Here is a 21,484-nt window from a genome sequence, read left to right as displayed (position 1 = left end):
CGGGCTTTGAAGGTATTTCAAGTCACGAGATGCACACCAACAAAAACAAAACAAAAGATAGGTACTGTCGATGAAAACCCCTACCTCTGGCCTCACCGCCAAGCGTTCTGCCACCTCTTCATTCTGGATTCGGACCATGGAGCGATTTCTCACAATCGTTGCCCGTGGCATGTGCGTGCAACACAAGGACGCGCAACTGTTCTGCATTCCTGGAGCGACCGGGATCCGCCTGTCACGCTGATTCGCTGCATCCGAACAACAATAATTTGGAGACAGATCCTCATGAAGACCAAGATTGCTTTGACCTCATTGGCCATGGCGCTGATGTTGGGCAGCGGTGCAGCTTTGGCCGATATCAAGATCGGTGTGGCCATGTCGCAGTTCGATGACACCTGGCTGACCTACCTGCGTGACGACATGAATGCCAAGGCCAAAGCCATGTCCACGACCGAGAAAGTGGACCTGCAGTTCGTCGATGCCCGCGCGGACGTCAACAAACAGCTCGACCAGGTCAAGGACCTGATCAACAAGAAAGTCGACGCCCTGATCGTCAATCCTGTCGACACCGCTGCCACTGCACGGATCACCAAGGACGCGGTCGCCGCCGGCATCCCGCTGGTCTACGTCAACCGCCGCCCTGACGATCCGAAACTGCCAGCAGGCGTCGCCATCGTTACGTCGGATGACATGGAGGCAGGTCGACTTCAGGCGCAATACATCGCCGACAAACTGAGGCAAGGGCAGTGTCATGATTCTTCTGGGTGACCTGGCCAACAACTCCACGCAAAACCGCACCAAGGGCATCAAGGAGGTGTTGGCCAAGTACCCGGACATCAAGATAGATCAGGAGCAGACCGGCATCTGGCTACGCCAGAAGGGCATGGACCTGACCAACGACTGGCTTACCCAGGGCCGTAAATTCAACGCGGTGCTGGCCAACAACGATGAAATGGCCATTGGCGCGGCGATGGCGCTGAAGCAGGCAGGCGTGGATGTGGATAAAGGCAGCGTGTTAGTCGCCGGTGTCGACGGTACGCCAGACGGGCTCAGCGCCGTTACCAAGGGCGACCTCGCAGTCTCCGTTTTTCAGGACGCCAAGGGCCAGGCCGACGGGGCGATTGATGCCGCCGTGAAAATGGCGAAAAAGGAAAAGGTCGAGCCCCAGGCGATCATCATCCCTTATCGCCTGATTACGCCTGAAAACGTCGCCACCTTCAAATAACAGCAATCGGCAGGCCAGGGAGGATCGTTCCTCCCGCAGCCTGCCGGTTGAGGAGTTGTGATCATGTTCGGTTCAGCTACTGCCAACCCGCCCGCACAACGCGATCTGCCGTCCAGTGACAGCGATAGCCCGACGCCGGATGCCCAGCCGCCTTATCTGCTTGAAATCAGCCATATCAGCAAGGGCTTCCCCGGTGTCATCGCGCTCAACGACGTCCAACTGCGTGTGCGCCCTGGCAGCGTGCTGGCGCTGATGGGCGAGAACGGTGCCGGAAAGTCAACGCTGATGAAAATCATCGCTGGCATCTACCAGCCGGACTCGGGCGAAATCCGTTTGCGTGGTAAGCCGATTCGCTTCGAGACGCCACTTTCGGCCCTGCAGGCCGGCATTGCGATGATCCATCAGGAGCTGAACCTGATGCCGTTCATGAGCATCGCCGAGAACATCTGGATCGGTCGCGAACAGCTCAACGGTCTGCACATGGTCGATCACCGGGAAATGCACCGCTGCACTGCCGAACTGCTGGAGCGCCTGCGCATCAGGCTCGATCCCGAAGATCTGGTGGGCAACCTGAGTATCGCCGAGCGGCAGATGGTCGAGATCGCCAAAGCTGTGTCATATAACTCGGACGTGCTGATCATGGATGAGCCGACTTCGGCCATCACCGAAACCGAAGTCGCTCACCTGTTTTCGATCATCAACGACCTGCGCGCTCAGGGTAAAGGCATCATCTACATCACCCACAAGATGAACGAAGTCTTCGAGATTGCCGACGAAGTAGCGGTTTTTCGCGACGGCGCCTATATCGGCCTGCAGCGCGCCGAAAGTATGGACGGCGACAGCCTGATCACCATGATGGTGGGGCGTGAGTTGACCCAACTGTTTCCCGAGCGGGAAAAGCCGCCAGGCGAAGTGCTGCTTTCAGTCAGCAACCTGTGCCTGAACGGCATTTTCAAGGACGTGAGTTTCGATTTGCGTGCCGGAGAGATTCTTGGCATTGCCGGATTGATGGGGTCGGGTCGGACCAATGTGGCCGAGACCCTGTTCGGCATAACCCCCAGCGACAGCGGCGAGGTACGCTTTGATGGCGCTACGGTACACATTGCCGACCCGCATCAGGCCATTGATCTGGGTTTTGCGCTGTTGACGGAAGACCGCAAGTTGACTGGGCTGTTTCCATGCCTGTCGGTGATGGAAAACATGGAAATGGCCGTGCTCGCCAACTATGCCGGCAACGGTTTCGTGCAACAGAAGGCACTGCGTGCGCTGTGCGAGGACATGTGCAAAAAACTTCGGGTCAAGACCCCGTCACTGGAGCAGTGCATCGACACCTTGTCGGGCGGTAACCAGCAGAAGGCGTTGCTGGCACGCTGGCTGATGACCAATCCCCGGGTACTCATTCTGGATGAGCCCACCCGCGGCATCGACGTAGGGGCCAAGGCGGAAATCTATCGCCTGATCTCCCTGCTGGCCAGTGAAGGCATGGCCGTCATTATGATCTCTTCAGAGCTGCCGGAAGTCCTCGGTATGAGCGACCGGGTGATGGTCATGCACGAAGGCGAAATGATGGGGATCCTCGATCGAGGCGAAGCGACCCAGGAAAAAGTCATGCATCTGGCCTCCGGCCACAAGGTTCATTGAGTTCGCACTACAGGGCTCGGTAGAAGAAGAACAAAAGGGGAACGAACATGAGCAACGCGATTTCGCAAAACAAACCAGCCTTGGCACCGACCAGGAACAAACGGCGGCTGCCAACCGAGCTGAGTATTTTTCTGGTGCTGATCGGTATCGGTCTGATCTTTGAGCTGTTTGGCTGGATCGTCCGTGATCAGAGCTTTCTGCTCAACTCCCAGCGTCTGGTACTGATGATCCTTCAGGTGTCGATCATCGGCTTGCTGGCCATCGGCGTGACTCAGGTGATCATTACCACAGGCATCGACCTGTCGTCCGGTTCGGTGCTGGCACTGTCAGCGATGATTGCCGCGAGCCTGGCGCAAACCTCGGACTTCTCCCGGGCGGTATTTCCTTCCTTGACCGACCTGCCCGTGTGGATTCCGATCGTGGTCGGGCTCGGAGTCGGGCTGCTGGCGGGTGCCATCAACGGCAGCATCATTGCCATAACCGGTATTCCGCCATTCATTGCCACGCTGGGCATGATGGTCTCCGCGCGTGGCCTGGCGCGCTTCTACACCGAAGGTCAGCCGGTGAGCATGCTCTCTGACTCCTACACGGCTATCGGACAGGGCGCGATGCCGGTGATCATCTTTCTGGTGGTGGCGGTGATCTTCCACATTGCCCTGCGTTATACCAAGTACGGCAAATACACCTACGCCATCGGCGGCAACATGCAGGCTGCGCGTACTTCCGGGATCAACGTCAAGCGCCACCTGGTTATCGTCTATAGCATCGCCGGGCTGCTGGCCGGGCTGGCAGGGGTGGTTGCCTCGGCACGTGCCGCAACCGGGCAGGCCGGAATGGGCATGTCCTATGAACTGGACGCTATCGCTGCCGCAGTCATCGGCGGCACCAGCCTGTCCGGTGGAGTAGGGCGAATCACCGGCACTGTGATCGGTGCGCTGATTCTCGGCGTAATGGCCAGTGGTTTCACCTTTGTCGGCGTAGACGCTTATGTTCAGGACATTATCAAAGGCCTGATCATTGTAGTGGCGGTGGTAATCGATCAATATCGCAACAAGCGCAAGACCAAGCGCTGATATTCAATAATCTGCATCAAAGGGCCTTTTCAGGCCCTTTTGTGCGTTGAATGTTGCAGGAACCGATTAGCTGTCAGCAGGTCAGAGCCTCATCAAGCAGCATGCTGGCCGGGTCTTTCGCCCGCATTTCAAGGGTTTTACGGCAATTGTTGTACAAAAATCCTTCAATTGTGTTGCCGAGCCCGCTAGCCGGCCTTAGACTGCCGCCCCTCGTAAATTGAGTGCCAGGTGGCGCTTGGAGATTATTGGTTTGCACGGCAACGTCAAGCCGCTCCTCAATGCACGTTTTTTTATAGAGAAATAAATGACAAAGGAAAAGTTGCTGGCCATGCCGGCCGATGACTACATGAACGCCGAGCAGCACGCTTTCTTCGTCGAGCTGTTGCAGGGCATGAAGGTCGAGATCCACGAGCGAATCGAGCAGAGCCGTATTGCGATCGAGAGCCTGGACACGCCTGCCGACCCTGCAGACGCCGCTTCGGTTGAAGAGGAGCGTCACTGGCTGGTCAATGTGATCGACCGCGACCAGCGCATGCTGCCCCAGTTGGAAATGGCCCTCTCGCGTATTGCCGACGATACCTTCGGCTGGTGCGATGACAGCGGTGAGCCAATCGGCCTGAAACGCCTGCTGATCAGCCCGACGACCAAATATTGCATCGAGGCGCAAGAGCGCCACGAGCAGATCGACAAGCACCAGCGCCAGGCCTGATACGCAGGCAGCAGCTGAGTGACCGAACCGGGAGGCAAGCGATTGCCTCCCGGTTTTGTTGTGCCCGGAATTTGTCCAAAACGTATTGCTCGCTACGACCAACGGGGCATGGCATAAGGCCGTTATCTAGCGTTTAATAAACGTAATAATGATAAATACCGATGGGGTGACGCAGCATGGCCGAGAACCTATCCATGGCAGCCGGATTACCACTGGCCGATGCTCGCGGCGCTGCGTCGAAGTGGTGGGTGCCAGCGGTGCAAAGTATCGTGTTGTGCCTGCTCTTCGCCGCCATGAGCGTTATCGGTTTGTCTCTTTATATCGTCATTCCCGCAGCGCTGCTGGTCGCCTGGCTGCCGCTTTTGTTGCGCAGAAGGCAGCCTGGCTTGCAAGTCGAGGCAAGTGACAGTGATATCGCGCTGCTGACCCGCGACCTGTCGCGCACCACTAGCCACAACGCACTGTCGGCCGCTCAGGTGGCATTTTCTGTCGGGCAACTGGCGGGCAAGGTGCAGTCGCAGTTGGGTGCTGCCGGACAGATAGTCAACAGCGCTGAACAGATGATTGCGACCGAGCAGCAGACTGCCCAGTTGAGTCAACAGGCATTGGTTGCAGCCAGTGAGGCGCGCCAGCGCAGCGAATCGGGAAGCGGCGTTCTGAATGAGTCCATCGAGCGCATGCACCTCTTGAGCAAGCGTGCTGTCGGCAGTCGTGAGTTGATCGAGGCGTTGAGCCAGCGCAGTGAAGAAATCCAGCGTGTGACGCTGGTCATTCAATCCATCGCCAGCCAGACCAACCTGCTGGCGCTCAATGCGGCCATCGAAGCTGCCCGGGCAGGTGAGCACGGGCGCGGTTTTGCGGTGGTCGCTGACGAAGTACGCGGGCTTGCGGGCCGTACTGCCAGTGCTACCGGGGAAGTCGGGCAGATGGTGGCCGATATCCAGCAACGCACCGCACAGGTGGTGGAGCAGATTCGCGAGCTGTCTTCTGATCTCGATGCGGGGGTCGAGCAGGTCGAGCTGACCGGACAGCATCTGGGCAATATCGCCCGGCTTGCGATTGAGGTGGAAAGCCAGGTCAGCGAAATTGCTCAAGGCGCGAGGAGCAACCAGGACCAGTTGGCCAGCCTGTTCGATGCTGTCGAGCACATGCGCAGTGATCTTGCCGTCAGCGATGAACAAACCCGGCAACTGGCCAAAGCCGCAGTACAGATGGAGGGGCAGGCCGAGACCATCAGCCAGCGGCTGGCTCAGGTCGGTCTGGATGACTATCACCAGCGTATCTACGACCTGGCCCGCGAAGGTGCGCGGCTGATCGCGGAAAAATTCGAGGCTGACATTGTGCAGGGGCGCGTCAGCCTGGATGACTTGTTTGATCGCAACTACAAACCCGTCCCCAATACCTCACCCACCCGCTTTACCACGCGTTTTGATCGCTACACCGATCAAGTATTGACGGCATTGCAAGAACCGTTGCTTTCGCGCCATGAAGGTCTGGTATTCGCCATTGCCTGCACGCAGCAAGGGTATGTGCCGACGCACAACAACGCTTTCAGTCAGCCTTTGACCGGCGATGCGACGGTGGACAATGCGCGTAATCGAAGCAAGCGCAAGTTTGATGATCGTACCGGCATTCGCTGCGGCAGCCATCAACAGCCTGTTCTGCTGCAAACCTACACCCGGGACACCGGCGAACTGATGCACGACCTGTCTGTGCCTATTGTGGTCAACGGGCGACATTGGGGTGGTCTGCGCCTTGGGTACAAACCGCAAAGCCGCTGATTCTTTAAAACAGGCGGCTCAGGTTAGATCAAGTATTAAATAACCTGCCCGGTTGGTTTTTCTGTTTGGTGAAATTGCGGGTTCTGAAACCCGTTTGCACGAACGTGTAGGTGTTTGTTTATAAATAATAAATACCTGACGACAGAAGTTGTAGGAATACTCTGAATACACGCTGCATGACTTGACTGATCACCGTCTTTAAGCAAGCTGTTTAAATCAACGTTATTTACGTTTTGATTTAAGTGCGGCCTTTTCTTGGCCTGCCTCTAAGGATGGAAAAGATATGAACGATAAATGGAGTGCCGAACAAACAGCAGCAATCTCGGATGTGGTAACGCGGCGTGTTACCGCACGGATCGGAATTTTCTTCGACGGCACGGGAAATAATCGCGTCAACAGCCAGATCGGGGCTGACTGTCAGGCATTGATTGAAATGAATGGTGGTCAGCACATTAAAGAGTGTGCGGGTCGTCATGTTCATCCTGGCAGTAGTTATAGTAATGATCTGAGTAATATAGCCAGGCTGGTTGATCTTTATCGGCTGCAACGTGTCGCCGAAAATGACAGTGCAGGCTTGAAGGTGTACTACCCGATCTATGTAAGCGGGGCGGGTACTACCTCCGGCGGGCGTGATTCGGTATGGCCGGGACAGAGTTTCGGCCGTGGCACCACTGGTGTGATATGCAAAGTGGAAAATGCATTCAGAAAGCTTGAAACGGTATTGAAGGCATTTCCACACGACAACCCGGATTGTGTACTGGAAGCGCTTGAACTGGACATATTCGGCTTCAGTCGAGGGGCTGCGTCGGCCAGGCACCTGGCCAACGAAATCCTGAAACAGCGGGCAGGAATGCTTGAGCCGATACTTCAAAGCCGCAAAGTCAGGCTGAGTGAGCATTTCAGCTGGCGCAACGGCAGTGTACAGCTCAAGGTTATCGGCCTGTTCGACACGGTCGCCGCCATCGGCAGTTTCAGGGATATGGGCAATACCCGGGACGCGAGCAACAGGAGGGTCAATCTGTACCTGCCGCCGGGTTGTGCCCAACAGGTGCTGCATCTGGTTGCTCGTGATGAATCACGGCGCAACTTCGCGCTTAACAGCGTCCTGCCGGAATGGCCGAAAGAAATCGTTTTACCCGGTGCCCATTCCGATATCGGCGGTGGTTATCCTCCTCAGATGGAAGAAAGCGTGTTGCTCACGCGTCCGCAAAGCAGCCTGGTCAACCGTGACAGCCCGTGTGAGGCGGCGCCTTGCTGGAAGAACGCCCAGGCCCTGTTAAGTACCATGAGCCGGGATGACTGGATCGACCCGCTGGACAGACAGGCATTTCTGAGGGTTCAGACCTGCGAAAGCAAATGTTACCCGTGCAAAAAAAAACCTGAGTGGCATGAAAACGATCGTTGCTGCAGTGGGTATGAACCGCCAGGTCTTTGGTCACATGTCGAGGGTGTCGTTACAGGTCATGCATGCACTGGCCTGTGATGAGGGGGTACCTTTCGACCCGGTGCCGAACAGCCCTGAATTTCAGCTTCCTCCCGAGCTCGAAGGCATTTCAGCCCGCCTGATCGATTATGCGCGAGGCGGGCCTTACTTACTGGACAGTCATGAAGAGCAGCTATTGCGCTGGCGCTATATCCATCAGTCTGCGCACTGGAACGCAGTGGTGGGCAGAATGGGCACCTTTAGTGACGCTGTTTTTGTGCATGCCCCGCAACCGGGTGGCAGGACATTGCACCCCAATGTCGGCCAGCCCGGTTATCCGCAATAGGAATCAACGCCCGAGTGGTTCACTCGGGCTTTTTGTGAAGGCGCACATTCAGTTCGTCGACCACCATCGCCCATTCGGCATCCTCATGCAGCTGCTCCTTGAGAAAGTCAGCCTGCCGCGGCGTCCAGAAGTCGGCATCAATCAGCTTTACGTCGTCAGGCAGGGGGTGGCTGGCGATGAACGCTTCGATGCTCTCATCGTCCGAATCCAGTGCCAATTGGGCGAACAGGTCGTTGATGGTCGTTGTAGTCTGTTCCATGTCATCTCCTCGCCGGGGGATATCCCCGTCTTCATCAGTTCTTATGGGAGTGGCCGACGCACGCAAGAGTTCGATGCATTTGGCCTTATGAGAAGATGGCCTTTTGTGCTCTGCCTACAAGTGATATGTTTCCAGTATCGCCGAATGCACATTGATCGCTTGGCTGGAACCCGTCCAGCCTTTAAGTCGTGGTCAAGCTGGCCGCCGGTTTCAGGGCTCCAGCGCTTTTGCGACACTGCAGTGTACAAAAGGTATATATCCCGTAGCTGCCATGAGCCGGTAGAATCCGCCACCCGCCTGCACAAGGTTTGCGGTGGCGCTTTCAGCGCTTCCGCGTGCAGCGTGCCGGAAAAAATCCGGTCGCTTGACGCGGTCTATGGATTAACCACTTTCTTGACTGCCCTGACATCAGGCAGCCTCATTTTTATGTTTGAGGGTTTGTACTTTGGCTGTAAGTAATCTGGATACACATGCCTTGTTCGTGCTCGGCGATCTCCGCGCACAGTTGGTCAAGCAGTTTCAGTCCCGTTTTGTCTACATCACCGAGCAGTCAGCCGAAGGTATTTATATCGCTGAAATCGACACCGAAACCGCTCTGGTCGTCGACGACAAGCCGCGCCTGGAGCTCAAGGTGGGCGATCATTTCCGCGCGTCTGTATTGCCAAGCCGTGAAGGCGGCAAGCTCGAATTGAAATTCCGTGAAATCAAAATGACTGTGTATGGATTGGGCGAATATGCATTCGTCGATATCCCTGAAGGCCACGGCATTGTGTTCAAGGAAGGTCAGGCTGTGGTCATGGTGTTTGCCGCAAAAGAGCAGCTGCAGACCGGTATGAGCAAGGTTCTCAAAGGCGCAGTCGGCAAGGCCGCCAAATGGCGCAAGGGCGAGCTGACCTTCAAGGCCAGCGAGTAACGCTGGCCAGGCTGAAGATTCAGCCGCCTGCCGATTCTCCATTGCCAGTGCCGCTACTGACTTCTGCGGGCACATCGTCACCGGCCATGCGCTTGCGGAACAGCGCCGTACGTGCCAGCAGCAGCGTGGTCACAGGTACGGTGATTGCCAGCAGCACCGGAATCAGCCAGGCGTGAATCACCGGCTCTGCCTTCAGTGCAGAGAAATAGATGATCGACGCCAGCGCAACGCACCAGGCGCCCAGCGTCGACGCGAGGGCTGGCGGGTGCATGCGCTGGAAGAAGTCCTTGAGGCGCAGCAGCCCGAGGGCACCGGTCAAGGCAAACAGACTGCTGGCGATCAGCAGCCCGGCGGTCAGTATCTCAGCCCAGAAGGGCACGGTGTTCGGCAGTCCGGTCATTCGATCACTTCTCCGCGCAGCAGGAATTTGGCCAGAGCGAAGGAGCCGACAAAGCCGAACAGGGCAATCAGCATGGCGGCTTCGAAGTACGTGTCACTGGCGTAACGGATGCCGAGCACCAGCATCATCAGCATGGCAATGATGTACAGGTAGTCCAGCGCCAGCACCCGGTCCTGGGCTGAGGGACCCTTGAGCAGGCGCAGCAGGGTGATCACCATCGCCAGGGCGAAGATCAGCAGGCTGATCAGGATCGCGTTGTCGAGCAATGCACTCATTGAAAGATCTCCATCAACGGTCGCTCATAGGTGGTCTTGAAGTGTTCGATGAATTGCGCTTCATCCTCCAGATCAAAAACATGCATCAGCAGCACACTGCGATCCAGCGCCAGTTCCGACCATACCGTTCCGGGTACGACCGTGGTGACCATCGCCAGCGCGGCGAGGCCATGGGCATCGTGCAGGTCCAGCGGGATACGCACGAAAGCCGAGCGTGGCGGACGACTTTCGAGCCGCCATACGCTCAAACCGACCTGAAGATTGGACACCACCACATCCCACCCGACCAGGCACAGAAACTTCAGGATTGTGCCAGGTTTGCGGATGCGCACCGGCAGCGGGCGCAGTGGTGCCATCAGCAAGGGCGCGAGCAAGCCCAGCACCGCACCCAGTAGCAGGTGGCCGGGGCTGATCGACAGGTTCAGCACCAGCCACAACAGCCACAGTGCCAAAGAAAGCAGAGGAGCCGGAAACAGGCGCTTCATGGCTGCCCCTCCGAACTGATTTTCTGGCTGGTAGGGCCGGGTATCGGGCGTGTGGCAAGCACCGACTGCACATACTGTTTGGGCTCGTGCAGCGCGGCGGCGGTGTCCTGGGTATAGCGCAGCAAAGGCTCGGCCTTGAACGTCAGCGCAACGCACAGGCCCAGCAGGATGATGATAGGCAGGCATTCGTTGCGGCGCAGCAATGGCGAAGGACGCTCGTGCGGTGTCCAGAAGCGCTGTGTGCCGAGCCTGGAAAAAGCGATCAGCGACGCCAGCCCGGAAAAGATCAGCAGGCCGATCAGCAGCCATGCCTGGGTCGAGAGCGCTTCTTCCTGCGCGACGTCCAGCCCCAGCGGGTTCATCAGGGCGCTGAGCAGCGTGAGTTTACCGATGAACCCCGACAGCGGTGGCATGCCGATAATCAGCAACGCACAAGCGATAAAGCTCAGGCCCAGAAATGCCATGGTCATGGGTATGACTTGACCGACCACGACTTTCTGCTCGTCGTCCAGGTTGGTGCCGGGTGGCGGATGCAGCGACTCAAGGGTGCGGGGCAGTTGATCCACGTCGTACTCCAGAGGGATCTCGTTGGCCGAGCGGGAACGCTCGACCAATTCGCCCAGCAGGAACATGGCGCTCAGCGCCAGCGTCGAGCTGACCATGTAGAACAGCGCGCCCGAGGTCAGGCTAGGCTGGGCGAAACCGACCGCAGACAGCAGAATGCCCGCTGACACCAGTATGCTCAGACTGGCGAGGCGCTCCAGGCGCTGGGCAGCGATGATCGCAATCGCAGCGGTGAAAATCGTCGCCATGCCGCCGTAGATCAACCAGTCGCCGCCGAAGAATGCCGAGGCCCCGGCCTGCCCGGAAAACAGCAGCGTCCACAGGCGTAGCAGGGTGTAAACGCCCACTTTGGTCATGATCGCAAACATTGCCGCTACCGGCGCGCTGGCTGCTGAATAGGCCGGGACCAGCCAGAAATTCAGTGGCCACATGCCTGCCTTGGCCAGAAATGCCGTGGCCAGAATGGCAGCGCCAGCATGCAGCAGGCCCAGATCTGACTCTGCCACTTGCGGGATCTTGATCGCCAGATCGGCGAAGTTCAGCGTGCCGGTCACGCCGTAGATCAGCGCAGCGCCGATCAGGAACAGCGACGAAGCCAGCAGGTTGATCGAAATGTAATGCAGGCCGGTCGACACCCGCGCCCGGCCGGAGCCATGCAGCATCAAACCGTATGACGCTGCCAGCAGGACTTCGAAGAATACGAACAGGTTGAACAGGTCTGCGGTCAGGAATGCGCCATACAGCCCCATAAGCTGGATCTGGAACAGTGCGTGGAAACTGGCGCCGGCCCGGTCCCAGCGCGCCAGCGCGAACAACAGGGCGCAAACACCGATGATGCCGGTCAGCACCAGCATCAGTGCCGACAGGTGATCCACCACCAGCACGATACCGAACGGCACACCCCAGTTGCCTGGCAGGTAGACACCGATCGAACCACTGCTGCCGCTGTGCTGTACCCAGAGAAACAGCACCACGGAAATGCCCAGCCCGAGGATGCTGGAAAACAGATTGATACGTCCCTTGAGCGGCCGATGTTTCTCGCCCAGCCAGAGCATCAGCCCTGCGGTCAGTAACGGCAGCAGGATCGGCGCGATGATCAGTTGATTCATCCAGCTCATGCCTTGGGCTCCCGGCCATCTACATGGTCGGTGCCGGTCAGGCCTCTGGAGGCGAGCAGTACCACCAGAAACAACGCGGTCATGGCGAAGCTGATGACGATTGCTGTCAGTACCAGCGCCTGCGGCAGTGGGTCAGTGTAATTGAGCAGGTCCTGAGGAATACCGTCCTTGATGATCGGTTCTCTGCCGATGAACAGGCTGCCCATGCTGAAAATGAACAGGTTGACCCCGTAAGACAGCAGGCACAGCCCCATGACCACCTGAAAGGTGCGTGGCCGCAGGATCAGCCAGACGCCCGAGGCGGCCAGCACGCCGATGGCTATTGCAATGACTTCTTCCATCAGAGGATTCCTTGCGGGTTGGCAACGGGTTTGGGCAGTTGCGTCGGACGGTGGCTGCGCACCGACTGGTGAGCCAGCGCGGTGAGGATCAGCAGCGTCGAGCCGACGACTACGGCGTACACACCGACATCGAAGAACAGCGCACTGGCGATGTGAATATCGCCCAGAATCGGCAAATCGACATGCGCGGTGTGCGTGGTCATGAACGGATAACCCAGCACCATGGAACCCGCTCCGGTCAGAACCGCGCACAACAGGCCTGTGCCCATCCAGCGTAACGGACGCAGGCTCATTTGCGCCTCGACCCATTGGGTACCTGCCACCATGTATTGCAGAAGGAACGCCACCGACATCACCAGACCGGCCACAAATCCGCCACCTGGCTGGTTATGACCACGAACGAACAGGTACATCGAGATGATGAAGGCAATCGGCAACAGTAATCGCACCAGCGCTGCCGGAACCATCATGAAACCGAGTGCGGTATCGCTGGCACTGCGCGGGTTAACCAGATCAGTCACCACGTCACGGGCCAGCAGGCGTTGCTGTGTGGGCAGCAGAATGCTTTCCTTCGGCGGGCGGAAGCGTCGCAACAGGGCAAACACTGTCAGCGCTACCGCCGCCAGCACGGTGATTTCGCCAAACGTATCGAAGCCGCGGAAATCCACCAGCATCACGTTGACCACGTTGGTACCACCGCCCTGAGGCAGCGCGCGGCTCAGGTAAAAGGACGAAATAGCGTTGGGTGTCTGACGGGTCAGCATGGCGTAGGACAATATCGCCATACCCAGGCCGACAAGAACCGCCAGCCCGAAGTCGCGTATTCGCCGGGTACGAGCGCGCAGGCGCGCGCTCAATGGGGCGAGGTCTTCATTGCGTCGCGGCAGCCAGCGCAGACCGAGCAGGATAAGTACCGTCGTCACTACCTCCACGACCAGTTGAGTCAGCGCCAGATCAGGTGCCGAGAACCAGACGAAGGTGATGCAGGTCATCAGGCCGCAGACGCTGACCATGACCAGTGCTGCCAGACGGTGATACTTGCCTTGCCAGGCTGCACCTATTGCGCAGGCAATTGCGATAAGCCAAAGCGTGACAAACACCCCGGAGCCCGGAATCTTCGGCCGGTCGCCCCAGGTCAGGCCACTGAAATACATCGGTATGAAGCCGCCCAGTACGGCTGCCAGTACCAGCAGAAACAGTTGCGGCTGCAAGCGACGAGTGCTGACCTTGCGCTCGAAACGCCGCGCCCAGTGCATCATCACCACCTGACTGCGTTCGAAAAAGCGCTTGCCGTTGAGTCTGCCCACCAGCGGCGGGGCAGTAATGCGCTCGTGCTTGAGAGGTTTGCGCAGCAATAGATACAGGATGATACCGCCAGCCATCGCCACCAGGCTCATGACCATCGGCAGGTTCCAGCCGTACCAGATCGCCAGGCTGTATTCGGGCAATGTTCCGCCGACTACCGGACGCGCAGCGGCGGCGAGCAGGGGAGCGACCGATTGCGCCGGGAAAATCCCCACGATCAGGCACGTCAGCACCAGCAGTTCTACCGGCGCACGCATCCAGCGCGGCGGCTCATGCGGCAAGTGCGGCAGGTCCTTGGCCGCCGGACCGAAAAACACATCGACCGTGAAGCGCAGCGAATAGGCAACGCTGAATATCCCGGCGATGGTCGCGATCACTGGCAAGGCAATTTCGACCCAGGCAGTGGCGGAAATGAACACGGTTTCGGCAAAGAACATTTCCTTGGACAGAAACCCGTTGAGCAGCGGCACGCCTGCCATCGATGCACTGGCGACCATCGCCAGTGGTGCGGTGTAGGGGAGCAGCTTCACCAGCCCACTGAGACGCCGGATATCTCGCGTTCCGCTCTCGTGGTCGATAATCCCGGCGGCCATGAACAGCGAGGCCTTGAAGGTAGCGTGGTTGAGAATGTGAAAGACCGCAGCTACCGCAGCCAGCGGGCTGTTGAGGCCCAGCAACAGCGTGATCAGGCCCAGATGACTGATGGTCGAGTAGGCCAGCAGGCCCTTCAGATCATTTTGGAAGATGGCCGCGTAGGCACCCAGAATCAGCGTGCAGGCACCTGCGCCGCTGACGATCCAGAACCATTGCTCAGTGCCGGACAACGCAGGCCACATTCGTGCCATGAGAAACACCCCGGCCTTGACCATGGTCGCCGAGTGCAGATACGCCGACACGGGTGTAGGGGCGGCCATTGCGTGGGGCAGCCAGAAATGGAACGGGAACTGTGCGCTTTTGGTCAGCGCGCCGATCAGAATCAGGGTCAGTAACACCGGGTACAGGGCATGCGCACGAATCGCGTCGCCGGAGGCCAGGACACGGTCCAGGTCGTAACTGCCGGCCACATGGCCGAGGATCATCATGCCGGCCAGCAGCGCCAGCCCCCCCGCGCCGGTGACCATCAGCGCCATGTACGCGCCGCGCCGTGCATCGGCGCGGTGGTGCCAGTAGCCGATCAGCAGGAACGAGAACAGGCTGGTCAGCTCCCAGAAAAACACGATCTGAATCAGATTGCCGGACATCACCAGGCCGAGCATGGCGCCCATGAAAGCCAGGAAAAACGCGAAGAAACGCGGTACCGGATCATCTGGCGACATGTAGTAGCGGGCGTAGAGCGAGACCAGCGCACCAATGCCCAGCACCAGCATCGAAAACAGCCAGGCGAAGCCGTCGATACGCAGAACGAAGTTCATCCCCAGGCTCGGCAGCCAGAAGTACTCTTCGCGAATAACGCCGCCGTCGGCGATCTGCGGGAACCACAATGCCATCTGGATAGCGCCGATGAGGGCGACCAGACCGGCCAAAAACGATTCTGCGTTACGCGCGTTGTGCGGCAAAAAGGCCGCCAGACAGCTGCCGATGAAAGGCAGAAGCAGTAGAACTATCAGGGACATAGGCTTCTAATCTGCAGGGGAATGTCAAGCATCATACGTGCCAGACACCCCGATACCAAAGGGACTGTTTCCGAAATTTCCTACAAAAAGTGTCTGCTGTTTTTAAGACAGCAAAAAGTTGTCACGGGACATGTGTTTCACGGCGCACAATAGCCGCCGTTCACTCGGCTTTGCGCATGCCATCTTCTTCAGCAAGGCTCTGTTCACCGGGGGCAGAACGCCGCTTCATTTCGCTGACGATCACCCCGGCCACAATCAGTGCTGCGCCCAGCAGGGCGATAGCCGGCAAGCGCTCCCCGGCAAGTCTTCCGACAATCCCGGCCCAGACCGGTTCACCGGCATAAATCACGGTGGCGCGTGTAGGCGAAACACTTTTCTGTGCCCAGTTCATGGCAATCTGTATCGCCGCACTCATGGTCCCAAGTCCCACGGCACTGAGCACCAGCAACCAGGAAAAGTCCGGCAAGTGTTCCTCGGTTGGAACGATCATCAGAAATGCCAGCGCTGAAGCAGTGGCCAGTTGCACCACCGTGACTCGACGCACATCGACCTAACCGGCATAGGCGCTGATCATGATGATCTCGGCGGCAATGGCCACCGTGCTGATCAGCGTCACGATTTCGCCGGAACTGAGTTGCAGGGATGCGCCTTGCGGCCCCGCTACCAGCATCAGCCCGGTGAAAGCCAGGATGATGCCCAGTGTCGGCATCAATCCTGGTCGTCGACCGAGTACCAGCCATTGCAACAAAGGCACGCAGGGCACGTAGAGTGCCGTGATGAACGCGGACTGGCTGCTGGGGATAGTCTGCAGTCCGATCGTCTGCAAACCGTAACCGAGCATGATCGCGGTGCCGATGAAGACGCCCGCCTTGAGTTCGAGGAAGGTAAGACCGCGCAGCACCTTTATTGAAAACAGCGCTACGATAAGCGCTGCGGCGGCAAAGCGCAGGCCGACGAAGAACATCGGCCCGCTGACGGTCATCGCATGCTGGACCAGCAGAAAGGTGCCTCCCCAGAGCATGGTGATCAGAATCAGTACGGCTTCTGCCTTGCTGATGCGGGGTATGCGGCTGATAGACTTCATGTCAGCTCCTGGTTCCTGTTAATTGCCATGCGCGCGGTGAAAGGCGGAACAACCTGACAGTGTCCCTGGGCTGGGCAGTATAATGCGCAACGGTTTGATGTGAGCACCTGCATGCACAAAGAAACTCCCAGCGCCCTCCGGTGCTGCAGCACGTCAGCCAGAACGTCCGGCGTCTGCGTAACAGTGCGGACCTCAGCCAGACGGCTCTGGCGGAAAAGTCCGGAGTCAGCCGACGCATGCTGGTCGCTATCGAGGCCGGCGAAAAAAACGTCAGCCTGGCGACACTCGACCGCGTGGCCGAAGCCTTGGAAGTGGCGTTCAGCGACCTGATCCAGGCACCTGAAAATCGTGATTACAGCCGCATCAACGAGCTGGCATGGGCCGGTACGATCGTCGGCAGCAAGGCGGTGCTGCTGGCCAGGGCCGTTGCCCGGCGCGAGGTGGAGTTGTGGGAATTCTGCCTGCAGCCTGGGGACGCCTATGTCTCGGAGGCCGATCCCGATGGCTGGAGTGAACAGGTCTACGTCGTCGAAGGGCATCTGACGTTGCGCTTTGCCGACCCTGCGGCCGTGCAGCAGGTCGGGGCGGGCGAGTTCTTCATGTTTCCCAGCAACCAGCCGCACCGCTACTGCAATGACGCCGATGTGCCCCTGCGCTTCGTGCGTAATGTCGTGCTCTGACCTTTCCGATTCTTTATCGCAACTCGACCGAGGCGCTGTTCGATGACCGAAGATTCCCACCAGACGGCTGACATTCTGATCATCGGCGGCGGTCTGAGCGGCACCATGCTGGCGGCGCAACTGTTGCGCAGACCGGGCCAGCGCCGAATCCTGATTATCGAAACCCGCAGCGAACTCGGCCGGGGCGAGGCCTACAGTGCGACGGAGCCGGGCCATACACTCAATGGCAACGCTGCGCGGATGAGCGTCGATCCGGATAATCCGGATGACCTCACCCAGTGGCTGACTGACTATCTGGCCGCCGGGGGCTGGCCTGAAGCTTATGAGCAGAGGGTCCCGGTCGCCGAACTGTTTCCGCCACGCGGTGTGTTCGGGCTTTATGTTCAGCAGCGACTGCGTGAAGCCCTAAGCGCTGCTGAAGCCTTTGGCTCGACCGCCGTGCATGTGCCCGGCGAGGCAGTCGACCTGCAGGTCCATGAAGGTGGGGTCAGTGTCTCGCTGGCTGACGGCCGTAAGTTGCGCGGTAGCCGTGCCGTGCTGGCGACCGGCATGTACGCGGCTTCACGCACCCCGCGACGCGATTCGAACGAGCTGAACACGGCAGCGCTGGACCCTTGGGATGTGGCGGTGATGAAAAAGCTTGATCCGCAGTCAAAGGTGCTGATCATCGGTTCGGGGCTGACCATGGTCGATGCGCTGGTCTCGCTGGAAACGGCGGGGCACCGCGGGCCCATTCAGATTTTTTCCCGGCACGGCCTGCTGCCGCACGTTCGGCGTCAGCCGCCGGAATGGTCTGATTTTCTTGCTCAGGACCCGAGTATCCGCAGCACTCGCCAACTGGTACGCAAGGTGCGCGAGCAGTGCGAGCTGGCCATCGAAAGCGGCATTGACTGGCAGGCCCCGCTGGACACTGTGCGCGCCAACATCGGCAGGCTATGGAATCAGGCCAGTGACAGGCAGCGCCGCCAGTTTGTCCATCATGTACGGCCATGGTGGGAGAGTCATCATCATCGCTCGCCGCCGCCCAGCGCCGCACTGCTGGCGCAACTGATCAGGCAAGGTCGGCTGAGCATTGACGCCGCTTCGTTGCAGGCTGTTGCGAGCCTGCCGTCAGGCCAAGTGCAGATCAGCGTGCGTCGGCGCGGTGATAGCGAACCGACGCAGATCGTTGGCGATGCCTTGATCAACTCCACCGGCATCGAGTACGACTGGCGACGCGTGGATCGCCCGTTGCCTCGGCAATTGCTGCTGCGAGGTTTGATTCAGCCCGGACCGCTTGCGCTGGGCATTGCTGCCGACGCCGGTGGCGCGGTGCTCGACGCGCAAGGTCACTGCTCGTCACGCCTGTTCGCCATGGGCCCGCCACTGCGCGGCATGTGGTGGGAAAGCACCGCAGTGACCGACGTGGCGATTCAGGCTAAGGCTCTGGCGATGCGTTTGTCGTGAAGTGCCGCGTGATCAGGAGAGGACGCAGAGCGTCCAGAAAGGCATACCCACGCGGAGCATGGGCACGATAGCGTTCTTACGGATGGCGAGCGTTCCTCAGGCTCCAGCATGGAAATACCGTCCATGATGCTCCGCGTCAGCTTTTGGCGCCGCACCGTTTGCTCGGGAGAAGACGCAGAGCGTCCAGAAAGGCATACCCACGCGGAGCATGGGCACGATAGCGTTCCTGCGGACAGTGCTCATTCCTCACGCTCCAGCGTGGGAATGCCGTTCATGACGCTCCGCGTCATCGGTCTGGATCTTCACACCGACAAATGCAGCATCCGGTCGCCCTGTATATTTTCACCCGGTCTGCGTTTGTTGACTGCCAGCTCACCGATCTTGATCAGACGCGTACGCGTGACGTTGCGGGTCAGGCCCAGCAGGCTGGCGGTGTGTACCTGGTTGTGATGGCAGTAGCGATACGCGGTCCTGAGCAGCGTGTCTTCGACCTTCTCGTGCAAGGCTCCCGCCTGTTCTTCAAACAGCTTTTGAAACGCCCGATTGAGTAACTGTTCGGCTGATTCGTCAACCGGATTCTGTTCGTCCTGACGCTCGATCCTCAGGTTCGACAGGCGCAGGTCGTCACGCTGAATGACTCCTTCGCGGCAGACCAGCAAGGTGTGATGAATAACGTTTTCCAGCTCGCGAATATTGCCCGGCCAGCTGTAGGTCTTGAGCTTGTGCTCGGCTTCGGCGCTGATGCGCACCGGGCCATGGCGCAGACGCTGGCTGTAGACCTCTATGAAATGCCGGGCCAGCGGCAGGATATCGCCGGGCCGGTCGCGCAGCGGGCTCAATTCCAGATTGACCACGTCCAGCCGGTAGTAAAGGTCCTCGCGAAAATGCCCGGCATTGATGGCTTTTTCCAGTTGTACGTTGGTTGCTGCGAGCACCCGCACGTCAATCGGCACGCTCTTGCGCGAGCCCAGGCGGACCACTTCACGTTCTTGAAGTACGCGCAGCAGCTTGACCTGGAGAGTCATGGGCAGGTCGCCGATTTCATCGAGAAACAGCGTGCCGCCATTGGCCTCTTCGAACCAGCCGGCCTTCGCGCTGATCGCGCCGGTGAAGGCGCCTTTCTCGTGGCCGAACAACTCGGCCTCGATCAGGTTCTCGGAGAACGCGCCGCAGTTGACCGCCACGAACGGTTTGTCGCGACGGGCACTCAGTTCGTGGACGTGCCGTGCCACCAGTTCCTTGCCAGTGCCGGTTTCACCAATGATCAGTACGCTGGCATCGCTGGGCGCCACCTGGCGTACGTGAGCGAGCAGATCCTTGGATTTGGGGTCCTCGAATACCTGCGCAGTGGCTCTGATCGAGGTCGCCAGCGCAGGCGAGTGCGGTAAGGTCAGCAGTTGCCCTGACATCACTTGGCCTGCGGGGGCAGATCGTTGGCGATCATTTCGCCGAACGGGCCCGTCAAATTGGTGATGCCGCGCCCGGCGAGGCTGGCGTAAGGCTCAGGCAGCAGCGGGAAGACCAGTTCGGCAAAGCGGTACGCTTCTTCCAAGTGCGGGTAGCCCGAGAAAATGAAGCTCTCGATGCCCAGGTCTGCGTATTCCTTGATGCGTGCCGCGACTTCCTGCGGGTTGCCGACCAGTGCCGTGCCAGCACCGCCACGAACCAGACCCACGCCCGCCCACAGGTTAGGCGCGATTTCCAGGTTGTCGCGGCGTCCGTCATGCAGCGCAGCCATACGGCGTTGACCTTCGGAATCAAAGCGCGAGAAAGATTTCTGGGCCGCAGCGATGGTTTCGTCGCTGATGTGTTCGATCAATGTGCTGGCGGCTTTCCAGGCTTCTTCACTGGTTTCGCGCACGATGACGTGCAAGCGAATGCCGAACTTCACGGTACGACCTTTGCGGGCTGCCCGTTCACGCACATCGGCCAGCTTTTGGGCCACAGCTGCCGGAGGTTCGCCCCAGGTCAGGTAAACGTCCACCTGATCGGCCGCAAGGTCATGCGCGGCATCGGAAGAGCCACCAAAGTACAGCGGCGGATAGGGCTTTTGAATCGGTGGATACAGCGCTTTGGCATTCTGCACGCGCAGGTGCTTGCCTTCGAAGTCGACTGCTTCGCCCTGTAATACGCGACGCCAGATCTTCAGGAATTCGTCGGTGACTTCATAGCGTTCGCTGTGATCGAGGAAGCTGCCGTCGCCACGGTTCTCGTCCGGGTCGCCACCAGTCACCACGTTGATCAGCAGTCGGCCGCCGGATAAACGATCCAGCGTGGCCGCCATGCGTGCCGAGACGGTAGGGGAGATGATTCCCGGACGGATCGCCACCAGGTACTTCAGACGCTCGGTCAATGGCACCAGTGCCGAGGCGATGACCCACGAGTCTTCGCAAGAGCGACCGGTCGGAATCAATACCCCGTAGTAGCCCAGGTCATCGGCGGCCTGCGCCACCTGTTTCAGGTAATTGAGGGTGACGGGACGTGCGCCCTTTGTCGTGCCCAGATAATTGCCGTCGCCGTGAGTCGGAAGAAACCAGAAAACGTTCATGACAAATCCTTGGGAGTGATCAGCTGAGTGAAAGCTGACGGGACCAACTGTTGATTCGCAGACAGTTCGCCAACAGCGTTCGGGGTGGGGCCATTTATAGAACGTCTGATTTATTCCGCAAAAGAACGTTAAACCATATTTTTAGATCTTAAACGCATATGTGACTTGAAAAATCCTGCTTCTCTTTGCGCGAACCCCTCTACTACAAGGCTTTGACGGCTCTAAGCATCCCGTTAATACAGTTCGCACCAAAAGCCA

17 protein-coding genes and 3 pseudogenes are annotated in these 21,484 nt (G+C 58.9%); 10 read left to right on the top strand and 10 right to left on the bottom strand.

Translation table 11 applies throughout. The annotated features are described in order from the left end of the window. Positions 1–70 precede the first annotated feature (70 nt). The 7 genes and pseudogenes from AO277_RS28375 (at position 71) to AO277_RS02020 (ending at position 8,195) form a co-directional block, all read left to right on the top strand. On the top strand, positions 71–241 hold the full coding sequence (locus tag AO277_RS28375; protein ID WP_154618444.1) for a hypothetical protein: 171 nt from the start codon (positions 71–73) through the stop codon (positions 239–241). A 41-nt stretch (positions 242–282) separates the two neighbouring features. Further along, a pseudogene (locus tag AO277_RS02045) lies at positions 283–1,222 on the top strand (sugar ABC transporter substrate-binding protein). Between the two features lie 63 nt (positions 1,223–1,285). Then, the gene (locus AO277_RS02040; RefSeq protein ID WP_044317799.1) at positions 1,286–2,863 is read left to right on the top strand and encodes a sugar ABC transporter ATP-binding protein; all 1,578 of its coding nucleotides are present in this window, start codon (positions 1,286–1,288) and stop codon (positions 2,861–2,863) included. A gap of 47 nt (positions 2,864–2,910) precedes the next feature. Next, a complete protein-coding gene (locus AO277_RS02035) occupies positions 2,911–3,936 on the top strand; it encodes an ABC transporter permease (RefSeq protein WP_002554079.1) in 1,026 nt (341 codons plus the stop codon). A 304-nt stretch (positions 3,937–4,240) separates the two neighbouring features. Beyond that, entirely contained in the window at positions 4,241–4,645 is a 405-nt protein-coding gene (locus AO277_RS02030; RefSeq protein WP_002554078.1) for a TraR/DksA family transcriptional regulator, read from the top strand. Between the two features lie 176 nt (positions 4,646–4,821). Next, entirely contained in the window at positions 4,822–6,426 is a 1,605-nt protein-coding gene (locus tag AO277_RS02025) for a methyl-accepting chemotaxis protein (RefSeq protein WP_044317800.1), read from the top strand. 283 nt (positions 6,427–6,709) lie between these two features. Then, positions 6,710–8,195, top strand: a pseudogene (locus AO277_RS02020) (T6SS phospholipase effector Tle1-like catalytic domain-containing protein). Between the two features lie 19 nt (positions 8,196–8,214). On the opposite strand, the gene AO277_RS02015 reads toward AO277_RS02020, so the two are convergent. Continuing rightward, the gene (locus tag AO277_RS02015) at positions 8,215–8,454 is read right to left on the bottom strand and encodes a DUF2789 domain-containing protein (protein ID WP_002554074.1); all 240 of its coding nucleotides are present in this window, start codon (positions 8,452–8,454) and stop codon (positions 8,215–8,217) included. A 445-nt stretch (positions 8,455–8,899) separates the two neighbouring features. On the opposite strand from AO277_RS02015, the gene AO277_RS02005 reads away from it, so the two are divergent. Then, positions 8,900–9,367 carry a hypothetical protein gene (locus AO277_RS02005; protein WP_002554073.1) on the top strand — a complete coding sequence of 156 codons (468 nt, stop codon included), beginning with the start codon at positions 8,900–8,902 and terminating at the stop codon, positions 9,365–9,367. A gap of 19 nt (positions 9,368–9,386) precedes the next feature. On the opposite strand, the gene AO277_RS02000 is transcribed toward AO277_RS02005, so the two are convergent. From AO277_RS02000 to AO277_RS01970, 7 genes and pseudogenes are all read right to left on the bottom strand, one after another. After that, on the bottom strand, positions 9,387–9,767 hold the full coding sequence (locus tag AO277_RS02000; RefSeq protein WP_002554072.1) for a Na+/H+ antiporter subunit G: 381 nt from the start codon (positions 9,765–9,767) through the stop codon (positions 9,387–9,389). Continuing rightward, positions 9,764–10,042, bottom strand: coding sequence for a K+/H+ antiporter subunit F (locus tag AO277_RS01995; RefSeq protein ID WP_002554071.1), 279 nt, complete (start codon positions 10,040–10,042; stop codon positions 9,764–9,766). The genes AO277_RS02000 and AO277_RS01995 overlap by 4 nt, the downstream gene beginning before the upstream one ends. Next, positions 10,039–10,527, bottom strand: coding sequence for a Na+/H+ antiporter subunit E (locus AO277_RS01990; RefSeq protein ID WP_005732668.1), 489 nt, complete (start codon positions 10,525–10,527; stop codon positions 10,039–10,041). The genes AO277_RS01995 and AO277_RS01990 overlap by 4 nt, the downstream gene beginning before the upstream one ends. After that, positions 10,524–12,209, bottom strand: coding sequence for a monovalent cation/H+ antiporter subunit D (locus tag AO277_RS01985; protein ID WP_044317801.1), 1,686 nt, complete (start codon positions 12,207–12,209; stop codon positions 10,524–10,526). The genes AO277_RS01990 and AO277_RS01985 overlap by 4 nt, the downstream gene beginning before the upstream one ends. Then, positions 12,206–12,550: a Na+/H+ antiporter subunit C gene (locus tag AO277_RS01980; protein WP_002554068.1), complete on the bottom strand. Its 345-nt coding sequence runs from the start codon at positions 12,548–12,550 to the stop codon at positions 12,206–12,208. Before AO277_RS01980 ends, AO277_RS01985 begins: the two co-directional genes overlap by 4 nt. Beyond that, a complete protein-coding gene (locus AO277_RS01975; protein ID WP_044317802.1) occupies positions 12,550–15,468 on the bottom strand; it encodes a monovalent cation/H+ antiporter subunit A in 2,919 nt (972 codons plus the stop codon). Before AO277_RS01975 ends, AO277_RS01980 begins: the two co-directional genes overlap by 1 nt. Before the next feature lie 160 nt (positions 15,469–15,628). Continuing rightward, positions 15,629–16,552 (bottom strand): annotated as a pseudogene (locus AO277_RS01970) (DMT family transporter). 107 nt (positions 16,553–16,659) lie between these two features. Here AO277_RS01970 and AO277_RS01965 point away from each other — a divergent pair. Together AO277_RS01965 and AO277_RS01960 are read left to right on the top strand one after the other, a co-directional pair. Further along, the gene (locus AO277_RS01965; protein WP_044317803.1) at positions 16,660–17,232 is read left to right on the top strand and encodes a helix-turn-helix domain-containing protein; all 573 of its coding nucleotides are present in this window, start codon (positions 16,660–16,662) and stop codon (positions 17,230–17,232) included. Positions 17,233–17,274: 42 nt separating this feature from the next. After that, positions 17,275–18,678 (top strand): FAD/NAD(P)-binding protein, encoded by a 1,404-nt coding sequence (locus tag AO277_RS01960; RefSeq protein ID WP_044317804.1) that lies wholly within the window; start codon positions 17,275–17,277, stop codon positions 18,676–18,678. Between the two features lie 302 nt (positions 18,679–18,980). Here the strand turns inward: AO277_RS01960 and AO277_RS01950 are convergent, their stop codons facing one another. Both AO277_RS01950 and ssuD read right to left on the bottom strand, forming a co-directional pair. Continuing rightward, positions 18,981–20,087 carry a sigma-54 interaction domain-containing protein gene (locus AO277_RS01950; protein WP_044317805.1) on the bottom strand — a complete coding sequence of 369 codons (1,107 nt, stop codon included), beginning with the start codon at positions 20,085–20,087 and terminating at the stop codon, positions 18,981–18,983. Further along, a complete protein-coding gene (gene ssuD / locus AO277_RS01945) occupies positions 20,087–21,226 on the bottom strand; it encodes an FMNH2-dependent alkanesulfonate monooxygenase (protein ID WP_044317806.1) in 1,140 nt (379 codons plus the stop codon). Before ssuD ends, AO277_RS01950 begins: the two co-directional genes overlap by 1 nt. Positions 21,227–21,484 lie beyond the last annotated feature (258 nt).

Source organism: Pseudomonas amygdali (genome assembly GCF_002699855.1).
GTDB classification, from domain to species: domain Bacteria; phylum Pseudomonadota; class Gammaproteobacteria; order Pseudomonadales; family Pseudomonadaceae; genus Aquipseudomonas; species Aquipseudomonas amygdali.
The sequence above is the reverse complement of the archived record's forward strand: the minus strand, read 5'-3'. Positions and strand labels throughout refer to the sequence as shown.